The organism is Kitasatospora sp. NPDC058444, assembly GCF_042721415.1.
GTDB lineage: Bacteria > Actinomycetota > Actinomycetes > Streptomycetales > Streptomycetaceae > Kitasatospora.
Genome location: NZ_JBHXLL010000040.1, coordinates 66,539 through 85,275, shown reverse-complemented (window position 1 = coordinate 85,275; position 18,737 = coordinate 66,539). Strand labels below are relative to the sequence as shown.

Genomic DNA, 18,737 nt, shown 5'->3' with positions numbered 1-18,737 from the left:
GCCGGGCACGTCGACGGTGGCGCTGCCCGCGCCGGGCAGGGCGCCGTGCTTGCCGTCCGTCCTGCTGACGGTGGTGTCGGCCTTGCGGCCCTTGGTCTTGGCGTCCGAGCCCTTGACCGGCTTCTCGGGTGAGACCGCCGAGGGCTTGCTGTACGGTTCCGCGGCCGCCGCGACGGCGGCCAGCGGCAGTGCCGGCAGCAGCGACCCGACCAGCGTGCCCGCGATGACCGCGGACACCCTGGTGCGGGCCGACAGCCGCGGCACCGACCTCTTCCTGCTCATGGGTGGAACGACTCCTCAGGGAGAAAACGGGTGTGACGAACCACGGGCCGGGCGGCAGGAAGCCGCCCGGCCCGCGGAAGTGGGGGAGATCAGACGCCGGTGGAGGTGCTCAACTCGACGTTGTAGTCGGCGAGCTTGGCGATCTGGGCGGGGCTCAGCACGCCCTGGTACAGCCAGACGTCGTCCAGCTCACCGGAGAAGTACTCGCCCCAGCCGCCGGCCGACCTGTTCCGGCCGAACTGCACGCCGCCCGTCGCCTCGTAGGGCTGCGGGGCGCCGGTCCAGGAGATGTGCGGGGTGCAGCCGGTCGAACCGTCCGGGCAGCCCTGGTTCTCGATCTGGCCGCCGACGTACAGGGCGAGCCGGTCCGCGAAGGCGTCGTACGTGACCGCCAGGTGCGTCCAGTTCTCCAGGACGGAGGTGGCCGGAGTGTGGGCGGTCAGGGTGCGGACGGCGCCGGTGGCGTCGGAGTCGCGCACCTCGGCCTGCCACTGGCCGGTCGGCTGGCCGTTGGCGTCGTTGCCCAGGGCGTGCCAGCGCAGGGTGACGGCGCTGTTGTTGGCGCCGGCCACGGACAGCACCGTCATGTCCCGGGTCGGGACGCCCGCGGTGTTCGCCCAGCCGGCCAGGGTGAAGCTCTGGCCGGTGTGCAGCGGGGTCGAGGTGGTCGCGGCGTAGCCGGTGGAGCCGTCCAGCAGGAGGGTGCCGGGGGCGGGCAGCACGCCGCCGCCGGCCTTGATCGAGGCGCCGCCGCCGAGCTGGGCGCCGGCCTTGGCCGGGCCCTCGTCGGGGGTGACGGCCGGGGTGCCGGCGGCCGAGGAGAGCTTCCAGCGGCCGGCCAGCTGCGGGCGCTGCTGCACCATCGCGCTGGCCTCCGGGCCGGTGACGACGCGGTCGTAGAGGCGCACGTCGTCGATGTCACCGCCGAAGAACTCGCCGTTGGCGCCCTCGCGGTTGACGGCGCCGATCTGGATCGGGCCGGGGTTGGCCCACGGCGCGTTCTGGGTGTAGTCCGACTCGCCGACCAGGAAGCCGTTGATGTAGAAGCGCAGCTTCTTGGCGGCGGTGTCGGAGACGCCGAGCAGGTGGGTCCACTCGCCGGTGGTGCCGGCGAAGCAGGGCACGCCGTTGATCTGGGTGCCCGGGGTGCAGTCGGGCTGCCAGGTGCGCACCAGGGTGTCGGCGGAGGTGTCCTCCTTGTAGCGGCCGAAGGCCCAGCGCTTCCAGTAGCTGGAGTAGTACAGCGAGAACTCGCTGTTGTGCTGGCCGATCTGGGTGACCGCGATCTTGGCGGTGGTGTCACCGGGGGTCGGCGCGGGCAGCTTCACCCAGGTCGAGACGGAGAAGTCCCGGCTGCCGTCCACCTGCGGGCGGGTGCCGCGCAGGTAGTCGTCGACGCCGTCCAGGTGGATGGCCTTGTCGGCGATGCCGGGCCGGCCGAGGGCGACGCCGCTGTAGGCGGTCAGGTTGTCGGTCTCGGCGGTGCCGACCGGCTTGGCGGAGGCGCCGTCCAGGTGCCAGACCGACCTGGCGGGCAGGCCGGTGGTGAGCTGCTTGTCGGCGGCGACGTCGGCGGCCTCGGTCTTGCCGAGGTTGCGGTCCCACAGCCGGACCTCGTCGATCGAGCCCTTCCACGGGTCGGTCCAGTTGCCGAAGTACTTGGAGCGGCCGAACTCCAGCGAGCCGTGGACGTCCCAGTTGGCGGCGACGGTCACCGGGGTGCCGGGAACGCCGTTGACGTACAGGGTGCTGGTCTTCGCGACCGGGTCGTAGACGCCCACCAGGTGGGTCCACTGGCCGAGCACCACGGGGGCGTCCGAACTCGCCGGTTCGAGGGCGTAGTCGGTGGGGTTGTCCCGGCTGGACGTCCACATGGTCCACTTGCCGCCGAACGTGCCGAGGGCGAAGCGGGCCGCGGAGTTGCCGTTCTCACTGACCGCGACCCGGTTGCGGGTGTTCTCGGTGAGGTTGACCCACGCGGAGACGGCGAAGCCGCGGGTGGTGTTCAGCACCGTGCCCTGGGTCTCGCCGTAGCCGTTGGCGGTGCCGTCCAGGGCGAGGGCCTCGCCGAGGTGGCCGGCCGCGCCCGGGGTGGCGCCGGAGCCGAGGGTGGCCTCCAGGCTGCCGCCGGTGCCGGTGACGCTGGTGCCGCTCGCGTCGTCCATCGACCAGCCGGTGCGCTGGGTCTGCCCGGAGAGCACGTTGAAGTAGTACGTCTCGGGCTGTGAGGCGTTGCCCGATCCGTCGACGGCGCGGGCGGAGAGGAAGTGCACCCCGGCGGTCTGCGGCTGGACGCGCACGGTCTGCCCGGCGCCGCCGCTGGTGGCGACCTCGTTCGCCGCGGACGGCGAGGTGTCCAGGCCCCACTGGTACTTGACCACGTCGGTGGCGGCGGACTTCAGGGTGAACAGGCCGTTCTTGCCGACGCCGTCGGTCCACGGGAGCGGCGCGGAGGCGTCCTTGGAGCCCGGGTAGGCGTCCGAGGTGATCGCCGGGCCGTCCGGTGCGGAGGTGTCGACGATGAAGTAGCAGCCGGTCGGGTCACCGTCGGCGGACCACGGCCCCCACTGCGCGCCGTCCCAGGCGCGGGCCTCCCAGTCGAGCTGGAGGTTCTGCGGCAGGGACGTCGGCAGCGGCCAGGAGAACATCGAGCCGGAGGCCTTGAAGGTGTTGCCCGCCGGTGCGGCGTCCTCCGAGCCGGTGGACCACCAGCGCCGGCGCAGGCCGGTGCCGTCGTCCCAGCCGACCGCGAACTGCACGCCGATGGCCTCGCCGTCCGGGTCGGAGGCCCGGGTGGTGACCTGCGGCATCTTGTTGATCCTGATGCCCGGGTACTGGCAGACCGAGCCCGGCGACATCGTCATGTCGGACATCGGGATCTGGTTGGGCCGCAGGTTGTAGTACACCGACAGGTAGGCGTCGTCGGTGAAGCGCTTCCAGGCGAGGGTGTCGCCCTCGTTCTGGGCCTTCAGGCCGAAGCTGATGGTCGGCCAGCCCCAGTTCGCGGCGTCCTGGACGAGGTTGCGCACCGCGCCGTCCTCGCCGTACTCCAGCCAGCCGCCGGGGCAGCTGCCGCTCCAGCCCTTCGCGGTGTTGATGGTCTGCAGGTAGCGGCCCCAGAACCCGGAGGCGTTCTGGGCGTTCCAGTTCAGGCCGGGGGAGATGTAGCCGGTGTTCCACAGCTCGACGGGCCGGGCGTCGCAGGAGTACGACCAGCTCTCGTAGGTGCCGAAGGTGGCGGAGAGGATCTGCTTGCCGACGAACGGGTTGGACACCTGGAAGAAGGCCCGCTTGACGTCGGTCGGCGCGCACCGGGAGGTGTCGCCGCAGTAGCCGACGCCCCAGTCGTGGACGTAGTTGCTGTTGTACGTGAAGTGCCAGTACGCCTGGTTCGGGTAGGTGCGCGAGACGCCCGCCCAGTCACCGGCGTGCGGGGTGTTCCACGCCGGGTCGATCATCACCGGGTAGACGGTGTCCGGCGCGGCCAGCATGCCCTGGTCGGGCGTGAGCAGCAGGCCGTCCTTGGGCAGCTCGACCTTGAGCCGGGTCATCTTCGCGCCCTCGCCCGGCAGGTCACCGTAGCCGGCGGCGGCCGGGTCGCTCGGACCGGCGGCGGGGGTGCTCTGCGCGGGGGCGGCGGCGGGGGCCTCGGCCTGCGGAGCCGCCTGCGGGGCGGCCTTGAAGGACTTCGGGGCGGCGGCCGGGGCGCTCGCGGGAGCGCTCGGCGCGGCGGTGGCCGGCTTGGAGGAGTCCCACATCACCGGGACGGGCGCCTCGAAGACGGTGCCGCCGCCGGACGGGTCCTTGGCCTTGAGGGTGCCGTCGGCCTCCTGGCTGACCGTCAGGCCGGTGCCCTGGAGGCCGAGCCGGAGCCGGTCCAGCTCGGGGTTCTTGGCGGCCTCGGGGGTGTGCACCACGATGACCTGGGTGAACCCGGTCCTGGTGGCGGACAGCCGCAGGTCCACGTCCGGCAGGATCGACGTGTACTCGGCGGTCGCGCCGTTGACCTTCGGCTTGGGCAGCGGCTTCGGCCAGCTGAGCTTCAGCTCCTTGCCGGCCCGGGCCATCGTGACCAGCGGTTCGCTGCCGCCGCCGGAGAACCGCAGGTCCGCGGTGGACCCCTTGGGGGCGACGGCGCCGCCGGGCAGCGACTGGAGCGTCGGGTCGAGTTCGACCCAGGCGCCGTTCTTGCGCACCCGCTTGGGCTGGACGTAGGTGGTGGTCTTCAGCTTGCCGTCCGGCTGGGCGACGGTGTCACTGGTCTCGCTGCGCTTGGCGAGCACCTCCACCGGCTTGCCGGTGCGGGCGGCCTCGTGGACGGCCACGGTCTCGGCGGTGTCCTGGGCGTCCGTCACGCCGAGCGGTGGTGTCCCGCCGGCCGCGGCGGCGGCCGGCACCACCGCGGTGGCGGTCAGCGCGACCGCGGCGAGTGCCGCGGCGAGCAGACTGCCCGACCGTCTTGCTGCTGTTCTCACTGTGCGTAAGCTCCGACTTCCGTTATGTGGGCGAAGTTTGAGCGGATCTTTATGGACGCTTAATCAGGTGTCAAAGGTTCATGAGAATTTCGCGCGGACGCGTGCCCTTGTCGATGTGTCGGCAGACGGGGAGCAGCTCGGGTAGAACCGGACAAACCACCTGATGCGGTGTGGCGGAAGTCACATCGACGCGGGGCCTCCAGGGCCGGTTCCGACCCCCGGGAGGTGGTGGCGAACGGTGACTGACAGCTCCGACGCGGCGTCCGGCTGGGGTGGCGTGCGTCACACCGCCGGGCTGTCGGTGCTGGTCACCAGGGGTGTCGCGGGTGGTGGCGGCGCGGCGTGGGTGACGGTGCGTCGCGTGGGCGGCCCACTGCCGTGCCCCGAGTTCGGGACGCGTACGGACGGTCCGGCGGTTCCCGGGCGAGGCGGCCGTGAACGGGGTGCCCCCGGCGGAGGAATTCGGATAACGGCTTGGCTGTCCGTCAGGAATATCGGGCAGAATAACTCGGGCTCACGGCTGTGGAGTTGCCGGACGGGCTGGATATCGGGATTGCCGAATCGCGTTTCCGCGTCAGCGGATTCGGCGGGAAGACGCCTCGGCGCTCAGCCGCCCGCCGGGCCGGCCGACCGTGGCGGCAGCGGCGGCAGGGTCCGCAGGGCCTGGGCGATCTGGCCCAGCCAGCGGGTCTCGGCCTCCATGCTGCCGGTGTGCGGCAGGTGCGGCTCGGCCGACGGCGGGGCGCCGGGGAGGGGGCCGCCGGGAGCCGCGGTACGGGCGCGGCGCAGGGCCTCGGCGATCCGGGCGGCCTCGGCCCGCGCGGCGGCACCGGGCTCCTCGGCGGCACCGGGCTCGTCGGCGACACCGAAGGCGTCGGAGGAGGGGCCGCCGCCCGGGCCGGAAGGGGCTTCGACCGTGCGGTAGCGGCGCAGGATCAGCAGCCCGTCCCGGATCTCGATGACCCGGCGGTAGAGCGCGAGTTCGGCGTCGGTCGGAGGCATCCGGCCCGCGGTGATCCGGCCCGCGGTGAGGGCGATCTGCGGGAAGGCCGTGTGCAGGGCCCGCCACAGCGGCCCGAGCGACCGGTAGCTGCGGTACGCGACCCGCCACCGCCGGGCGGCGCGACCGGCGCGCGCCCACAGCAGCGTGGTGGCGCCGGCCAGCAGCAGGACCGCGCACAGCCGCCCGAGCGCCAGCGAGACCGGGTCCTCGGTGGCCAGTTGACGGCCCGAGCGCAGCGCGCCGAGGACGTCGTCGAGGCCCCACGCGGTCCAGCACAGGCCGACGGCGTCGGTGAGGGTGACCAGGCCGAGGGCCGTGCGCAGGGCCGCACTGTCGGCCTGGCGGGTCCAGTACAGCGTCTGGCGCAGCAGGGTGACCAGGCAGCCGGCCACGTACCCGGCGATGACCAGGTCGTAACCGGCCAGCGCCGCGGGGCCGTAGGGGCCGGTGGCCACCGTCTGGCCGCCGTCCTCGCGGATCCGGGCGAGCAGGAACAGGACGGTCGCGGCGAGGACCGCGAGGGCGGTGCCGACCTGGCGGCGCCGCAGCGCCCGGGCGTCGGCCGCGGGCCGGCGCAGGGCGAGGGCCGTCAGCGCGAGGAACCCGGCGGAGCCCATCTTGAGGTGGTCGGTGAGCATGCCGGACAGGCCCGTCAGGCCCGTCCCGTGGTCGATGTCCGCCCTGGTCTGGCCGGCCATCAGGGCGAGGAAGGCGCCGAAGCACCAGGCGAAGCAGCAGGTGTAGCGCAGGGCCGGTGAGCGGCCGCGGCGGCCGGCGAAGAAGCGGTAGGTGCTCAGGGCGAGCAGGAGGACCGCGGCGAAGGCGAGGACGGGGTCAGTCATGCGGGCCCGGCGGGCGGCGCGTGCCCAGCAGGGGGAAGAGCCGGTGCGCCCACTCGGCGTCCCGGGACTGGGCGCCGGACCGGTGGCCGTCGGGCAGCAGCGCGCGCTTGAGGATCAGCGAGGCGAGCAACTCGGCCTCCTGCTCCTGGGGTTCGAGGTAGACGGTGCGGCCCAGGACCTTCCCGATCAGCGTCGGGGAGAGGTGGGGCAGCAGGCCGCGGGCGAGTCCGGGGTCGGCCGAGGGGCCGTCGGCGTGGCCCAGCAGGAGGTGGGCGTACTCGTGCACCAGGATGTGCTGGCGGTGCACCTCGCTGGTGTCCTCGGCGTAGACGATGTAGTCGGCCTGACCGGTCGTCACCAGCAGTCCGCAGGGCGCTCCGGGCCGGGCGGGTACGGCGATCAGGTCGATCGGCCGGCCGCGGTCGTGGGCGAGGCGGGCGACGAGCTCGGCGGCGTCGAACGGGTCGGGGAGTTCGAGTGAGTCGCTGATCGCGCGGCAGCGCCGCATCAGTCCGCCGTGCCGTCGGATCCACCGCAATGCGCGCCTCGCCTATCCGCCGGGGCCGACGTGGCCGGTCAACCGTCGCGGGGTGCCTGCTCGGGCGGCACCACGTCGTGCTCACCGGTCCGGCTTGCTCCTGGCAGCCTCCCGGCGAGCGATAGTCTCGATCACATCGGAGACCGTGTCCAGAGCTTCGGGCGAGAGTTCCACCGCCCGAAGCGCCATGTTCCGGACACCGGCGTCGCGCAGCGCCTCCAGGAGGGCGAGTTCGGCGAGGATCTCCTCGGAGCGGTCGTCGAAGAAGTAGGCGGGCGAGACGTGGAAGAACCGCGCCAGCGCCTCCAGGTGCCGCTTGGTCGGGTTGTCGCGTTTGCCGGTGCGCAGCTGCCACAGGTAGGTGGCCGAGAAGGTCTCGCCGGTGGCCTCGCGGCAGGCACGCGCCACGTCCTCGTTGCTGTACTGCTCCCGGTTGGGGCGCCGGACCGTGCGGAACAGCACCTCGATCTTCTCGGCGAGCGTGCTCGCCCCGGCTTCCGCCATCTCCGCCTCCTGCGCCGCCACTGCCGGTCACGGCGGCGCTGGTGCACGGGGGCCGGCCGCCGGTGACCATCGTAGCTTCGGGCGTGGCGCCGGTTCCCGGCAACGGTCCCCCGGAACGGACGCGGGTCCGGACACGGCAACGAACGCGGGCCCGGCTCTCGGGGGAGGGCCGGACCCGACGTCCTGCGCGGGGGTGGTGCGTGCGGGTCAGCAGCAGCCGTAGCTGAAGCTGCCGCAGGTGCCGCACCAGCTCCGGTCGGTGTCGCCGCAGAGGTCGTTGTAGGTGAAGGCCTCCTCGCCGCCGGTGAGGGCGGCGAGGTCGGGCTCACCCAGCGGGTGGCCTCGCTCGATCCGCGCCGCCTCGGGGTCCTTCCAGGACCGGACGACCTCGTCGTCGCTCATCGTTCGACTCCTTCCCGGTCGTTCAGCAACAGCCGACGCTGAAGCTGCCGCAGGTCCCGCATCCGGTCTGCATGGAGGCGCAGATGTCGAAGATGGTGATCTGCTCCTCGCCGCCGCTGAGGGCGGTGAGGTCGGGCTCACCCAGCGGGTGGCCTCGCTCGATCCGCGCCGTCTCCGGGTCCTTCCAGGACCGGACGACCTCGTCGTCGCTCATCGTTCGACTCCTTCCGGGAGGTTCAGCAGCAGCCGTAGCTGAGGCTGCCGCAGGTGCCGCACGCGGTCTGGTTGCTGCACAGGTCGAAGATGGTCATCTCCTGCTCGCCGCCGCTGAGGGCGGTGAGGTCCGGCTCGCCCAGCGGGTGGCCGGGCGCGGTGTGCGCGGCCTCCGGGTCCTTCCAGGACCGGACGATGTCCTCGTTGCTCATGGCGTTCCTTCCGTTCCGGGTTCCGGGAGTGGTGGCGGCGGTCCGTCCGTCAGCAGTGGGTGCCGGTGGCCCAGGTGGGGCAGCAGCCGGCGGTGCTGAGGGCCTCGCTGCCGCCCTCCTCGTCGGAGAGGCCGCCGACCGTCAGGCCGAGGTCGACCTCGCCGGACGGGTGGGCGGGGGCGGTGGCGCGGGCGGTGTGCTCCGGGTCCTTCCAGGCGCGGGCGGTGCTGTCCTCGCTCATGGCGGTCCTGCCTTTCGGTGGGTGGTTGCGCGACCGGGCGGCCGGGTGGCCGGCCGGGGCTCGGGGGACGGGCGTCGGGCGCCCGTCGGATTCAGTGGCTCGCGGCGGGGCGCACGTCGGAGTCGGCGGCGCCGAACAGCAGGCGGTACGTGCCGTCCTGCTCGATCAGCTCGTCGTGGCGGCCGCGTTGGACGATCCGGCCGTGTTCGAGGACGAGGATCTGGTCGGCGTTGCGCACGGCGTTGAGCCGGTGGGAGACGACGATCCGGGTGACGGCCAGGTCGGCGAGCGCGCCGTCGACGTGGCGTTCGGTCTGCGGGTCGAGGTGGCTGGTGGCCTCGTCGAGCAGCAGCAGCCGGGGCCGGTGCACCAGCGCCCGGGCCAGGGCGACCCGTTGGCGCTGACCGGCCGAGAGGGCCGAGCCGCTCTCGCCGACGGGCGTGTCGTACCCCATCGGCAGGGCCAGGACGTCCTCGTGCAGCCCGGCGATCCGCGCGGCCCGGATCACCTCGGCGTCCTCGGCGTCGGGGCGGCCGAGGGTGAGGTTGTCCCGGATGCTGCCGCCGAACAGGCTCAACTCCTGGAGGACGGCGCCGCAGTGGGCGCGCAGGTCGGCGAGGTCGAGCCGGTCGATCGGCACGCCGTCGTGGCGCACCGTGCCCTCGTCGGGCCGGAGCAGGCCGAGCAGCAGCAGGGCCAGGGTGCTCTTGCCGGAGCCGGTCCTGCCGACGATGCCGAGCTTGCCGCCGGCGGCGACGGACAGGTCGATCCCGCTGAGGGCCGGCGGGCCGGACGGCTGGTAGCGGAAGGTCAGGGCGCGGACGTCCACGGCGGTGGCCCGGTCCGCGGCGAGCCGCAGCCGGCCGCCGGTCTCCGTCGGCGCGTCCAGGACGTCGAAGAGGCGTTCCACCTGGGCGTTGACGGTGAGATAGAGCTGACCGGTGGTGGACAGGGTCTCCAGCGGTGCCAGCAGGGACAGCACCAGGCTGTTCGCGGCCAGCATGGTGCCCAGGGTGGAGCGGCCGGTCATGACCATCCAGGCGCCGACGCCGAGCATCAGCAGCGGGCCGAGCGAGGTCATCGCCCGCTGGGCCCCGGAGAGCCGGGCGGTGGCGCGGCCGCGCCGCAGCATCGCGCCCTGGTAGCGGGTGAACAGCCCCTGCCAGTGCTCCACTGCGCGGCCCTCCACGCCGTTCGCCTTGAGCGGCAGGATCGCCTCCAGTGCCTCGACCAGGTAGCTCTGCTCCTCCGCCCGGGCCACCAGCTCCAGTTGGGCGAGGTTGCGCAGCCGGCGGTGGGACCGGAACACCAGGAGCAGCTGCACCAGGAACAGCGGGGCGACGGCGAGCAGGTACAGGGGCTGGAGCAGCACGACGGCGACCAGGTAGCCGACCAGCAGGACGCCGTCCAGGGCGACGGTCATCAGCTGCTGGGTCATGGTCTCCCGGGTGCTGGAGACGCTGGACATGCGCATCAGCAGGTCGCCGCGCCCCCGTTCGAGGAAGAACTGCAGCGGCAGCCGGAAGAGGTGTTCGACGAAGGAGCGGGTCAGCACCAGGTCGCCGCGCCGGCGCAGTGCGAGCAGGGCCAGCGCGCGCAGGGCGGTGAGCAGTCCGGTGAGCAGGGCGATGCCGACGGCGGACAGCGCCAGCAGGGCGGGCAGGCCGGTGCGGTGCTGCGGCAGCAGCGTGTCCACCACCGTGCGGGTGAGCAACGGGACGGCCAGGCCGAGCAGTTGGAGTGCTCCGGTGACCAGGGCGGTCAGGGCGAGCAGCGAGCGGCCGCCCGGGGCGGCGAGGAAGCGCCGCAGGTAGCGGACCATCGGCTGCTCGCGCAGCGGGGTGTGCCGCTGCTCGAAGTGCTCGCCCGGTTCCAGGGCGACCGCGACGCCGCCGAACAGCTCGTCGAAGTCCCGCCGGGAGATCTGGCGGCGCCCGCCAGCCGGGTCGACCAGCCGCACGGATCGGCGGTCGACCCGTTCCAGGACCACGAAGTGATGGGTCCTCAGATAGGCGATGACCGGGCCGCGCAGCGGTTGTTCCAGGGCGGCCGGTCCGCGGTCGACGCGGACGCTCAGGCCGACCTGCCGCGCCGCGTCGACGAGCACGGCCACCGACGCGCCGTCGCGTCCGGCGCCGAGCAGCGGGCGGCAGTCCGCGACCGTGGAGTCGCGTCCGTAGTGGCTGAGCACCATGGCCAGGCAGGCGGCGGCGCACTCGGTGCGGGTGAACTGGAGCCGGTGCGGCACGCGGTGGGCGCGTCGCCGGGGCCGGGTCCGGGCGGCGTCGGCCGGGGAGGTCACAGGGCCTCCTGCGGCGCGAGCAGCAGCACCGGGGCGACGCGTTCGGGCGCGGCGATCCGCAGCAGTCCGTGGCCGATGCCGGCCAGGCCGGTCATCAGGCCGGGCGTGGGGATGCCGCCCGGGGTGCCGCAGACCGGGCCGCGCTCCTCGATCCCGTCCAGTAGGGCGTCGCGGGCCGGCGCGAAGTGCTCCCCGGCCTGCGCGAGGCCGGCGCGGGCGGCCGCGGCGAACAGCTCCAGGTTGCCCAGACCGCCGTGGCAGAGGCTGTCGTTGCCGTCCCGGCCGAAGGCGGCGGTCGAGCGTACGGCGCGCAGCAGGGCCAGGTCGTTCGCCGGGGTGCGGACGGCGGCGGGCAGGTCGGCCCGGAGCAGTCCGATGCCGGGGGCGCCGTGGCACCAGGCGTGGACGTGCGCGATCGTGCCCGGGGGCGGGGTGGCCTGCCAGGGCCGGGGGGTCTGCTCCCGGTAGTCCGGCCAGTTGTCGAGCCCGGGGTCGAAGCCGTCCTCCTCGTAGGCCAGGGCGGCCTGCCCGGTGCGCAGCGCGTCCGCGTCCCCGGTGCGGGCGGCGTGGCGCAGCAGGGCCCAGCCGATCCCGCCGGCGCCGTGGGACAGGCCCAGCAGCGGCCGTTCGCCGGTCAGCGCGGTGCGCCAGGCGACGGTGCCGCCGGGGTGCGGTTCGGCCTTCTCCACCAGCAGGTGCGCGCAGCGCCGGGCGCAGTCCTGCGCGGCTCGGCCGTGCCGGCGTGCCAGGGCCTCGGCCACGGCGAGGCAGCCGGCGGCGCCGCCGATCAGGTCGAGCTGCCGGTCGTCGTCGAGGCCGCGGGTGGCCGCGGCGAGCAGCTCCGGTACGGGCTGCGCCAGCGCGGGGTCGTCGAGCAGGACGGCGGCGCAGTCCAACGCGTAGGCGGTGCCGGACAGCCCGCCGAACGCCCCCCAGGTCCGCTTCGGGGTGCGGCGCAGCGCGTGCGCGAGGTGCTCCGGGAACGGTGCCAGGACGCGCCGGGCCCACCGGGCGTAGCGCTCCTCCCCGGTGACGGCGGCGAGTTGGGCGAGGAACAGGGCCGGGCCGGGGTAGCCGCCGTACAGGTCGTCGCGCAGGGCGGTGACCCGCCACTGGTCCCGGGCCAGGTCGAGGCCGAGCCAGCCGGTCCGGGCGCCGGTGCGGCGGGCGTCGGCCATCAGGCGGTCGGCGACGGACCGGGCGAGGCGCAGGGCGCGGTCGGCGGGGGAGCGGCCGGGGTCGGCCGGGTCGGCCGGGGCGGGGCGGGCCGGCCGGGTGGCGGTGTCCGCGGATTCCGCACCGCCCGCCCGCGGGTTGGTGGCGCGGGCGGCGAAGGCGGCCCGGATGATCCAGTCCTGGGTGGCGAGGTCGTGCTCGCCCATGGCGGCGATGATCCGCCGGGCCCGGTCGAGCCCCGACTCGGGCAGCGCCCGCGGCAGCGCGTGCCCGCGGTGGGTGTGCAGGTCGCGGGAGCCGACGACGGAGCGGAACAGCGGCACGTCGCCGCTCCAGAGGTCCTCGGCCTCGAGCGCCAGCAGCGGGCGGAGCGCCGGGTCCTCGGCGGACTGGGCGAAGATCAGCCCGAGCACCCGGTCGCGGTCGAGCGCGTCCCGGGTGACGTCCGGGTGGGTGCTCTCGCTCAGCAGGTGGGCGTAGACGCGGGTGGCGCGGACGATGGTGCGGGCGGTGTCCTCCCGGAACCGCTCCAGCGGGCCGTCGGGCGCGAGCAGCGCCTCGCGGTGGGCGGCGATGGTCCGGTACCCGGCCTCGAAGCCCGCGCGCAGGGACGGCAGGTGGCTCGCCGGGTCCACGTCCCGGCCGTCCAGGCTCGGCCGGTTCGCGCTGCCCCCGAAGGTGTGCTGCACCCGGGTCAGGCGCATCCCGTCGGTGCCGCCGTCCTCCCAGGCGGGCATCTTGAAGGGCATCACGGCGCCCTTGTCGGCGCCCATTCCGCCGACGTCCAGCACCGCGCCGCCGTCGCCGACCAGCACCGAGGGCAGCAGGCCCACCCGTTGCACCGAGTGGGCGAGCAGGTGCTGCGCCGGGTCGTCGTCGACCAGCGGGCTGCCGGTCAGGTGGGCGACGCCGACGTGGAACAGCGACTCGAGGTCGACCGCGATCGGCTGGTCCCCCACGGCGATCACGTTCTCGAAGTGGAAGTCGGTGGCGGCGAGCGCGTAGAGCAGGGCCAGCAGCGCCCCGAGGCGGTGGTAGAAGCGGTCGGCGGCCGCGTGGTCGGCGCACGGCCTCGGCTCCACGAACTCGATCCAGCCGTACGCGCCCCGGTCCCACGCCGTCACGGTGCCGAGGCCGAGGGTCGGCAGGGCGGTGTTGTACCAGTCGACCACCGCGTTGAAGTGCTCGTGGACGGCCAGGGGCCGGGGTTTGTACACCAGCCGGGCGCCGGAGGAGAAGGTCAGCAGCGCGACCGAGCGGCCCGCCTCGTGGCCGTCGCCGCGGCCCGTCCGGACGTCGGTCAGCTCGCCGGGGTCGCGTCCGGCGAAGAGCCGCCGGACCAGCGCCGACCGGTCGGCGGTGAAGCGTTCGAGGAACTCGCGGTGTGCCCGTACGGCGTTCCGGGTGACGCACGCCATCAGCCGGGCGAGGACGGCGTACTCGTCCAGCAGTGCGGCCAGCCGGGCGGGCTCCCGCTGCCAGGCGACGAAGGACCGGAAGCGTTCGCGCGGGGTGTCGCCGGTCAGCCGGCCGGACAGCCGCGCCACGTGGAGTTCCAGCACCAGGGTGCGGCCGAGCGAGGAGACCAGCTGCTCGCGCAGGCTGTCGGTGAGCGAGCGCCGGACCGCCGCGCGGGCGGGGGCGCTGAGGTCGGCGGGGTCGGTGGCGGCGTCCAGCAGGCGGTGGGCCTCGGCGAGGAAGGGCTCGACGAGGACCGCGAACTCGGCGAAGCCGTGCGGGTGTTCACCGGCGTGCCGGTGTTCACCGGCGTGCGGGTGTTCCCCGGCGTGCCGGTGTTCCGCGTCGTGCCGGTGGTCCTCGCGGTGCGCCCGCTCGGGCGCCGGGGGCGCCTGCGCGGCGCGGGCCATGACGTCCTCGACGAAGCGGGCCCAGTCCGGTTTGGCGGTGCGTGCGGCCAGGGCGTCGGGGTGTTCGGCGAGCAGCCGGCGCAGCAGCGGCGGGTCGATGCCGAGCGCCTGCGCCTGGGCTTCGGCGGTGTCCGGGGTGTGGTCCGCGAACGCGGAGCGCCAGCGGGCCAGTCGCCGGTCGGCGCGCCAGCCGAGGCTGCCCCGCGCCGGGTCGTCGGGTACGGGGGCGGGTGGTTCGCCCCCGGCGGTCAGGCGTTCGGCCAGCCAGAGGCCGCGCGCCCACCAGCCGCCGGTCAGCGGTGCGCGGTCGACGCGTGTCCAGGGGGCGGCGGTGTCCGCGGCATCGGGCGGGGTCTTCGAGGGCATGCTGAACTCCTGGGACGCGGAGGGCGGACGATCCGGAGGACCGGGCGGACTGGCGCGGTGGGGAGGGAGCGGAGACGGCTCAGCGGGCGGATCAGCTGTGGTGAATGAGAATTCTCTATCGATTCACATGAGCTGATGACCGCGAGCCGAGTCTGCTCGGTCCGTGACGGCGCGTCAAGTGGTGTGAACGGCCATGCCCAAGCCATTCATCTCAGCTGCCATCACAGGATCGCCCGCGCCGGGCGGCGTGACCTGCCGGAACGCGTGCAGGTGCCCCCGGAGTGCCGAACACCCGGGGACACCTGCTGAGTTGCTCAGATCTGTGAAGTTGTCGGGGCGGTGCGCCGCGCTCAGCCCTCGTGCAGCGCCCACTTGTCACTGTCGACCCGGATGTTGCCGGGCAGGGCGATCAGTTCCGGCTTGAACAGCGGCTGGGTGTCCATCGCCGGCTCCCAGGTCGCCAGCTTCTCGTCCTGGGGCACCTCGATCCGCCGGTCCACGGCGAGGTCGGCGACCACCTTGAGCAGCAGCCGCACCCCGAGCGGGGCCAGGTGGTCGCGCCACAGGCTCTGGGCGGTCGAGCCCGGGGGTACGAACAGGTGCTCCTGGGCGGCGAGCGGGCCGCCGTCGGTGCGCTCGGTGAGGTGGTAGACGCTCCCGCCCGTCACCTTGTCGCCGTCGCGGATGGTCCACCGGATCGCGTCCCGGCCGCGGTGCAGCGGCAGCAGGCTGGGGTGGTACCCGATGGTGGCGACGGAGGCCCTGGCACGCGTCTGGCGGCCGAGGAAGGCGTGCGAGTGCGCGGCGACGATGACGTCCACCCCGTCCGGGATGTGCCTCGCGCGCAGTTCGGCCGAGTCCGTCCAGGGGATGTCCCGGGGGAACGCCCAGGCCCGCAGGCGGTCCCAGGCCATCGCGTCGCTCTCGTCGGACTTGCCCTTGCGCAGCCGGGGCGCGGCCGCGCCGACGATCTTGTGCCCGTTGTCCAGGAGGGCTTCCGCGACCTGCACCGCGAACGCCCCTTGTCCTGACATGTAGATGTTCATCCGCACTCCCGCGGTCGCTGGTCGGGTGGTGGGGTCAGGCCGCCGGCGTTCCCACCGCGGTGGTGAAGTGCTGCTCGACGTAGTCGAGGGCGCCCTCACGGTCCGGGCAGGAGTGGGCGATCCGCCAGCCGTCCGGCACGGCCAGGTGCGGCCGCCACAGCGCGTACTGCTCGGCGGCGTTCACGACGACCAGCCAGTCGCCCTCCCCGCCGTCGAAGGGGTTGCCGTTCATCGGTCGACCTCTTTCAGTCCGGAGTGATCGGGTGCGAAGCGCACCGGCATGGTGGAGAACCCGGTCAGGAAGTTGGACCGGATGGGCAGCGCCTCGTCGGTCTGCTCGAACCCGAGGGTGAAGTCCCGCAGGGCCTTGAGCAGTTCGGCGATCTCCACCTTGGCCAGGTACGAGCCGACGCAGAAGTGCGGGCCGTAGCCGAAGGCCAGGTGCTTGTTGGGGGTGCGGCCGAGGTCGAACACCTCGGGCCGCGCGAAGACCCGCTCGTCGCGGTTGCCGGAGGCGTGCCAGAGCGTGACGATCTCGCCCGGCCGCAGCCGCACGCCGTGCAGTTCGGTCTCCCGCTCGACGCTGCGCCCGAAGTGCATCGTGGGCGAGGCCCAGCGCAGCACCTCGTCCACGGCGGTCTCGACGGCGACCTCGCCGTGCTTGAGCCGGCGCCACTGCTCGGGCTGGGCCGCCAGCGTGCGGACGCAGTCGATCATCGTCAGCCGGCTGGTCTCGTCGCCCCCGATGATCAGGCTGTAGCAGTTCAGCACGACGTCCTCGTCGGACAGCGGCACCCCGTCGATGGCGCTGCCGATCAGCATGCTGATCACGTCCTCGCCGGGTGACTCGCGCCGCTCCTCGACGATGTCCATGAAGTACATCAGGATCTCGTTGCGGGCCATCTCGGAGTCGACCTCGTCGACGTCCTCGTCGTCCGCCGACAGCGCGGTCTTGGTCAGCGAGAGCAGGTAGTCCCGGTCCCGCTCGGGCACGCCGAGCAGGTTCGAGATCGTGGTCATCGGGATCCGGCTGGCGATCTGCTCCGCGAAGTCGCAGCCGCCGGACTCGACCGCCTCGCGGATCCACTGCCGGGTGTTGACCCGGACGGTCTGCGCGACCGCGTCGAGCACCCGCGGCGAGAGCACCCGCTGGAGGATCTTGCGCAGCTCCAGGTGCCGGGGCCCGTCGGTGACGGCCAGCATCCGGCCGGCCCCGGCGTCGCCGCCCTCCAGGAGGGTGACGAGCACGTTGCCGCGCTGGGACGTGAAGTTCACGTTGTCCCGGTAGGTGGCCATGATGTCGTCGTAGCGGGAGAGCACCCAGAACCCCCGGCGGCCGCCGACCGGCGGGTTCCAGTGCATCGGCGCCGTGTCCCGCAGGGTGCGCCAGAACCCGTGGAGGTCGTGGTCCGCGAAGGTGGCCGGGTCGCCCAGGTCCACCGTGTCCAGTGCCGGTGCGCTCATGCTCACCAGTCCGTGCGCCAGAAGCGGCGGGGCTGGAAGGGGTAGGTGGGCAGCGGCACGCGCCGGCCCGCCCCGTCCCGGTGCAGGGCGTCGAAGTCCACCTGCTGGCCGGTCACCCAGGCGGCCGCCAGGTCGGCCAGCGCCGGTGCGTCCTGGCCGGACGGCACGATCCCCTCGTCGGTGCGGGAGAAGGCGCCGGGGTCCGTCCGCGGGGCGGCGGCGGTCGACGTGACCGGGCCGCCGGCGAGGTCGCCGGACAGCGCCGCGATCAGCTCCTCGCGGCTGCGGACCACGGCCGCCCAGCGGCGCGCCATCACCTTGCGGCCGAGGTTGAGGGTGAAGCAGACGTCGTCCAGGCGCGCGCCCGGGTCGGCCTCCAGACGCTCCTTGAGGCGGGTGCGCTGACGGGCCAGCGCCTCGTCGTCCATGGCGGACAGGGTGGCCAGCCGCGGCCTGCCCTCGTCCTCGGGGGCGCGCCCGGCGGAGGCCGGCGCCTCCTCCAGCACCAGGTGGGCGTTGTAGCCGCCGCCGCCGATCGAGGTGATGCCCGCGCGGCGGATGCCGGCCTCCGGCTCCCAGGCCGCGCCCTCGATCTGCGGGACGAAGGGGGTGCTGGGGAAGTCGAGGTCCGGGTTGACCTCCGTCAGGTTGATCGTCGCCGGGAGCGTCCGGTGGTACAGCGACAGCGCGGCCTTGACCATGCCGAAGCCGCCGGACACCACGCCGCCGTGGCCCACGTTGCTCTTGACCCCGCCGATCGAGGTGGTCGCGGTCTGCTTGCCGAACGCCATGGTCGCCGCGTGCACTTCGAGCTCGTCGGTCACCGGCAGGCCGAGGCCGTTGGCCTCGTACATGGACACGGTGTCCGGGGTGACACCGCCCACCTCCATGGCGGCGGCGATGCACGCGCTCAGCCGCTCGGGCTGGGCCAGGCCGTAGGCCATCGCGCTGACGCCGTTGTTGTTGACGGCGGTGCCCCGGACCACGGCGTAGACGTGGTCGCGGTCGGCGACGGCCCGGCCCAGCGGCTTCAGCAGCACGGTGACCACACCGCTGGACAGCGCGGTGCCGGTGCCGTTGGCGTCGAACGGGCGGCAGTGGCCGTCCCTCGACAGGATGCGGTTCTCCTCCCACAGGTGTCCGCGGGGGTGCGGCATGCGGACCATCGCGCCGCCGGCGATTGCCACGTCGCTCTGGCCGAGCAGCAGCGACTGGCAGGCCAGGTGCACCGAGTAGTGGAAGCCCGCGCAGACGGCGGCGACGGTGACGGCCTCGCCGGTGAGCCCCATGTAGTACAGGGCGTTGGAGGTCATGGTGTCCGGCGACCACGCCAGGCTGGCCTCGATCGCCTCGGGGCCGACCGACACCCGGTCCGGCGGGGAGCTGTAGAGCGCGGCGGTCTGCGGGTTGTTGGCGCCGTACATGCCGACCTCGGCCTTGAGCCGGTCCGGGTCGTAGCCGCCGTCCTCCAGCGCCTCCCAGGCGCTCTCCAGGTACAGCCGGTTCTCCGGGGTCATCGCGGCCGCCATCCGGTCGCTGATGCCGAACACCGACGGGTCGAACTTGTCGTACGTGTCGAGCACGCCGCAGGCCCGGACGTAGAACGGGCTGTGGATCAGGGTCTCGTCGACGTGGATGTCGTCCTTGGCCAGGAAGGAGATGGTCTCCCGGCCGTTGACGAGGACGTCCCAGAACTGCTCCTTGGTCCGGGCGCCGGGCGCCCGTAGGGACATGCCGATGACGGCCACGTCACCCGGGTCGTACTCCTGCTCGGGGCTGTCGGTCATGGAAGACTCCTGCTTC

Annotated in this window: 15 protein-coding genes; all 15 read right to left on the bottom strand. The window is 73.6% G+C overall.

Going from position 1 to position 18,737, the window contains the following annotated elements:
- Window positions 1–282: hypothetical protein (locus ACFWP2_RS31215; protein ID WP_380457682.1), on the bottom strand; the 282-nt coding region annotated here is incomplete at its 3' end.
- An 89-nt stretch (window positions 283–371) separates the two neighbouring features.
- On the bottom strand, window positions 372–4,757 hold the full coding sequence (locus ACFWP2_RS31210) for a LamG-like jellyroll fold domain-containing protein (RefSeq protein WP_380457680.1): 4,386 nt from the start codon (window positions 4,755–4,757) through the stop codon (window positions 372–374).
- A 606-nt stretch (window positions 4,758–5,363) separates the two neighbouring features.
- Window positions 5,364–6,602 carry an MAB_1171c family putative transporter gene (locus ACFWP2_RS31205; RefSeq protein ID WP_380457678.1) on the bottom strand — a complete coding sequence of 413 codons (1,239 nt, stop codon included), beginning with the start codon at window positions 6,600–6,602 and terminating at the stop codon, window positions 5,364–5,366.
- Window positions 6,595–7,110 carry a ParH-like protein gene (locus tag ACFWP2_RS31200; RefSeq protein ID WP_380457676.1) on the bottom strand — a complete coding sequence of 172 codons (516 nt, stop codon included), beginning with the start codon at window positions 7,108–7,110 and terminating at the stop codon, window positions 6,595–6,597. Before ACFWP2_RS31200 ends, ACFWP2_RS31205 begins: the two co-directional genes overlap by 8 nt.
- Before the next feature lie 111 nt (window positions 7,111–7,221).
- Window positions 7,222–7,644 (bottom strand): XRE family transcriptional regulator, encoded by a 423-nt coding sequence (locus tag ACFWP2_RS31195; protein WP_380457674.1) that lies wholly within the window; start codon window positions 7,642–7,644, stop codon window positions 7,222–7,224.
- Window positions 7,645–7,851: 207 nt separating this feature from the next.
- Complete coding sequence (locus ACFWP2_RS31190; RefSeq protein WP_380457672.1) at window positions 7,852–8,046, bottom strand: hypothetical protein; 195 nt, start codon at window positions 8,044–8,046, stop codon at window positions 7,852–7,854.
- 22 nt (window positions 8,047–8,068) lie between these two features.
- Entirely contained in the window at window positions 8,069–8,260 is a 192-nt protein-coding gene (locus ACFWP2_RS31185; RefSeq protein ID WP_380457670.1) for a hypothetical protein, read from the bottom strand.
- Window positions 8,261–8,282: 22 nt separating this feature from the next.
- Entirely contained in the window at window positions 8,283–8,471 is a 189-nt protein-coding gene (locus ACFWP2_RS31180; RefSeq protein ID WP_380457668.1) for a hypothetical protein, read from the bottom strand.
- 49 nt (window positions 8,472–8,520) lie between these two features.
- Window positions 8,521–8,712, bottom strand: coding sequence for a hypothetical protein (locus tag ACFWP2_RS31175; RefSeq protein WP_380457666.1), 192 nt, complete (start codon window positions 8,710–8,712; stop codon window positions 8,521–8,523).
- 91 nt (window positions 8,713–8,803) lie between these two features.
- Window positions 8,804–11,014, bottom strand: a complete 2,211-nt coding sequence (locus ACFWP2_RS31170) for a peptidase domain-containing ABC transporter (protein WP_380457664.1) — start codon at window positions 11,012–11,014, stop codon at window positions 8,804–8,806.
- Window positions 11,011–14,424 carry a type 2 lanthipeptide synthetase LanM family protein gene (locus ACFWP2_RS31165; RefSeq protein WP_380457662.1) on the bottom strand — a complete coding sequence of 1,138 codons (3,414 nt, stop codon included), beginning with the start codon at window positions 14,422–14,424 and terminating at the stop codon, window positions 11,011–11,013. The genes ACFWP2_RS31170 and ACFWP2_RS31165 overlap by 4 nt, the downstream gene beginning before the upstream one ends.
- Window positions 14,425–14,774: 350 nt before the next feature.
- Window positions 14,775–15,470 carry a formyltransferase family protein gene (locus tag ACFWP2_RS31160; protein ID WP_380457660.1) on the bottom strand — a complete coding sequence of 232 codons (696 nt, stop codon included), beginning with the start codon at window positions 15,468–15,470 and terminating at the stop codon, window positions 14,775–14,777.
- Window positions 15,471–15,504: 34 nt separating this feature from the next.
- Window positions 15,505–15,702 (bottom strand): MbtH family protein, encoded by a 198-nt coding sequence (locus ACFWP2_RS31155; RefSeq protein WP_360349077.1) that lies wholly within the window; start codon window positions 15,700–15,702, stop codon window positions 15,505–15,507.
- The gene (locus ACFWP2_RS31150) at window positions 15,699–16,934 is read right to left on the bottom strand and encodes a cytochrome P450 (RefSeq protein WP_380457657.1); all 1,236 of its coding nucleotides are present in this window, start codon (window positions 16,932–16,934) and stop codon (window positions 15,699–15,701) included. Before ACFWP2_RS31150 ends, ACFWP2_RS31155 begins: the two co-directional genes overlap by 4 nt.
- A 2-nt stretch (window positions 16,935–16,936) precedes the next feature.
- Window positions 16,937–18,721, bottom strand: a complete 1,785-nt coding sequence (locus tag ACFWP2_RS31145; RefSeq protein ID WP_380457655.1) for a beta-ketoacyl synthase N-terminal-like domain-containing protein — start codon at window positions 18,719–18,721, stop codon at window positions 16,937–16,939.
- Window positions 18,722–18,737 lie beyond the last annotated feature (16 nt).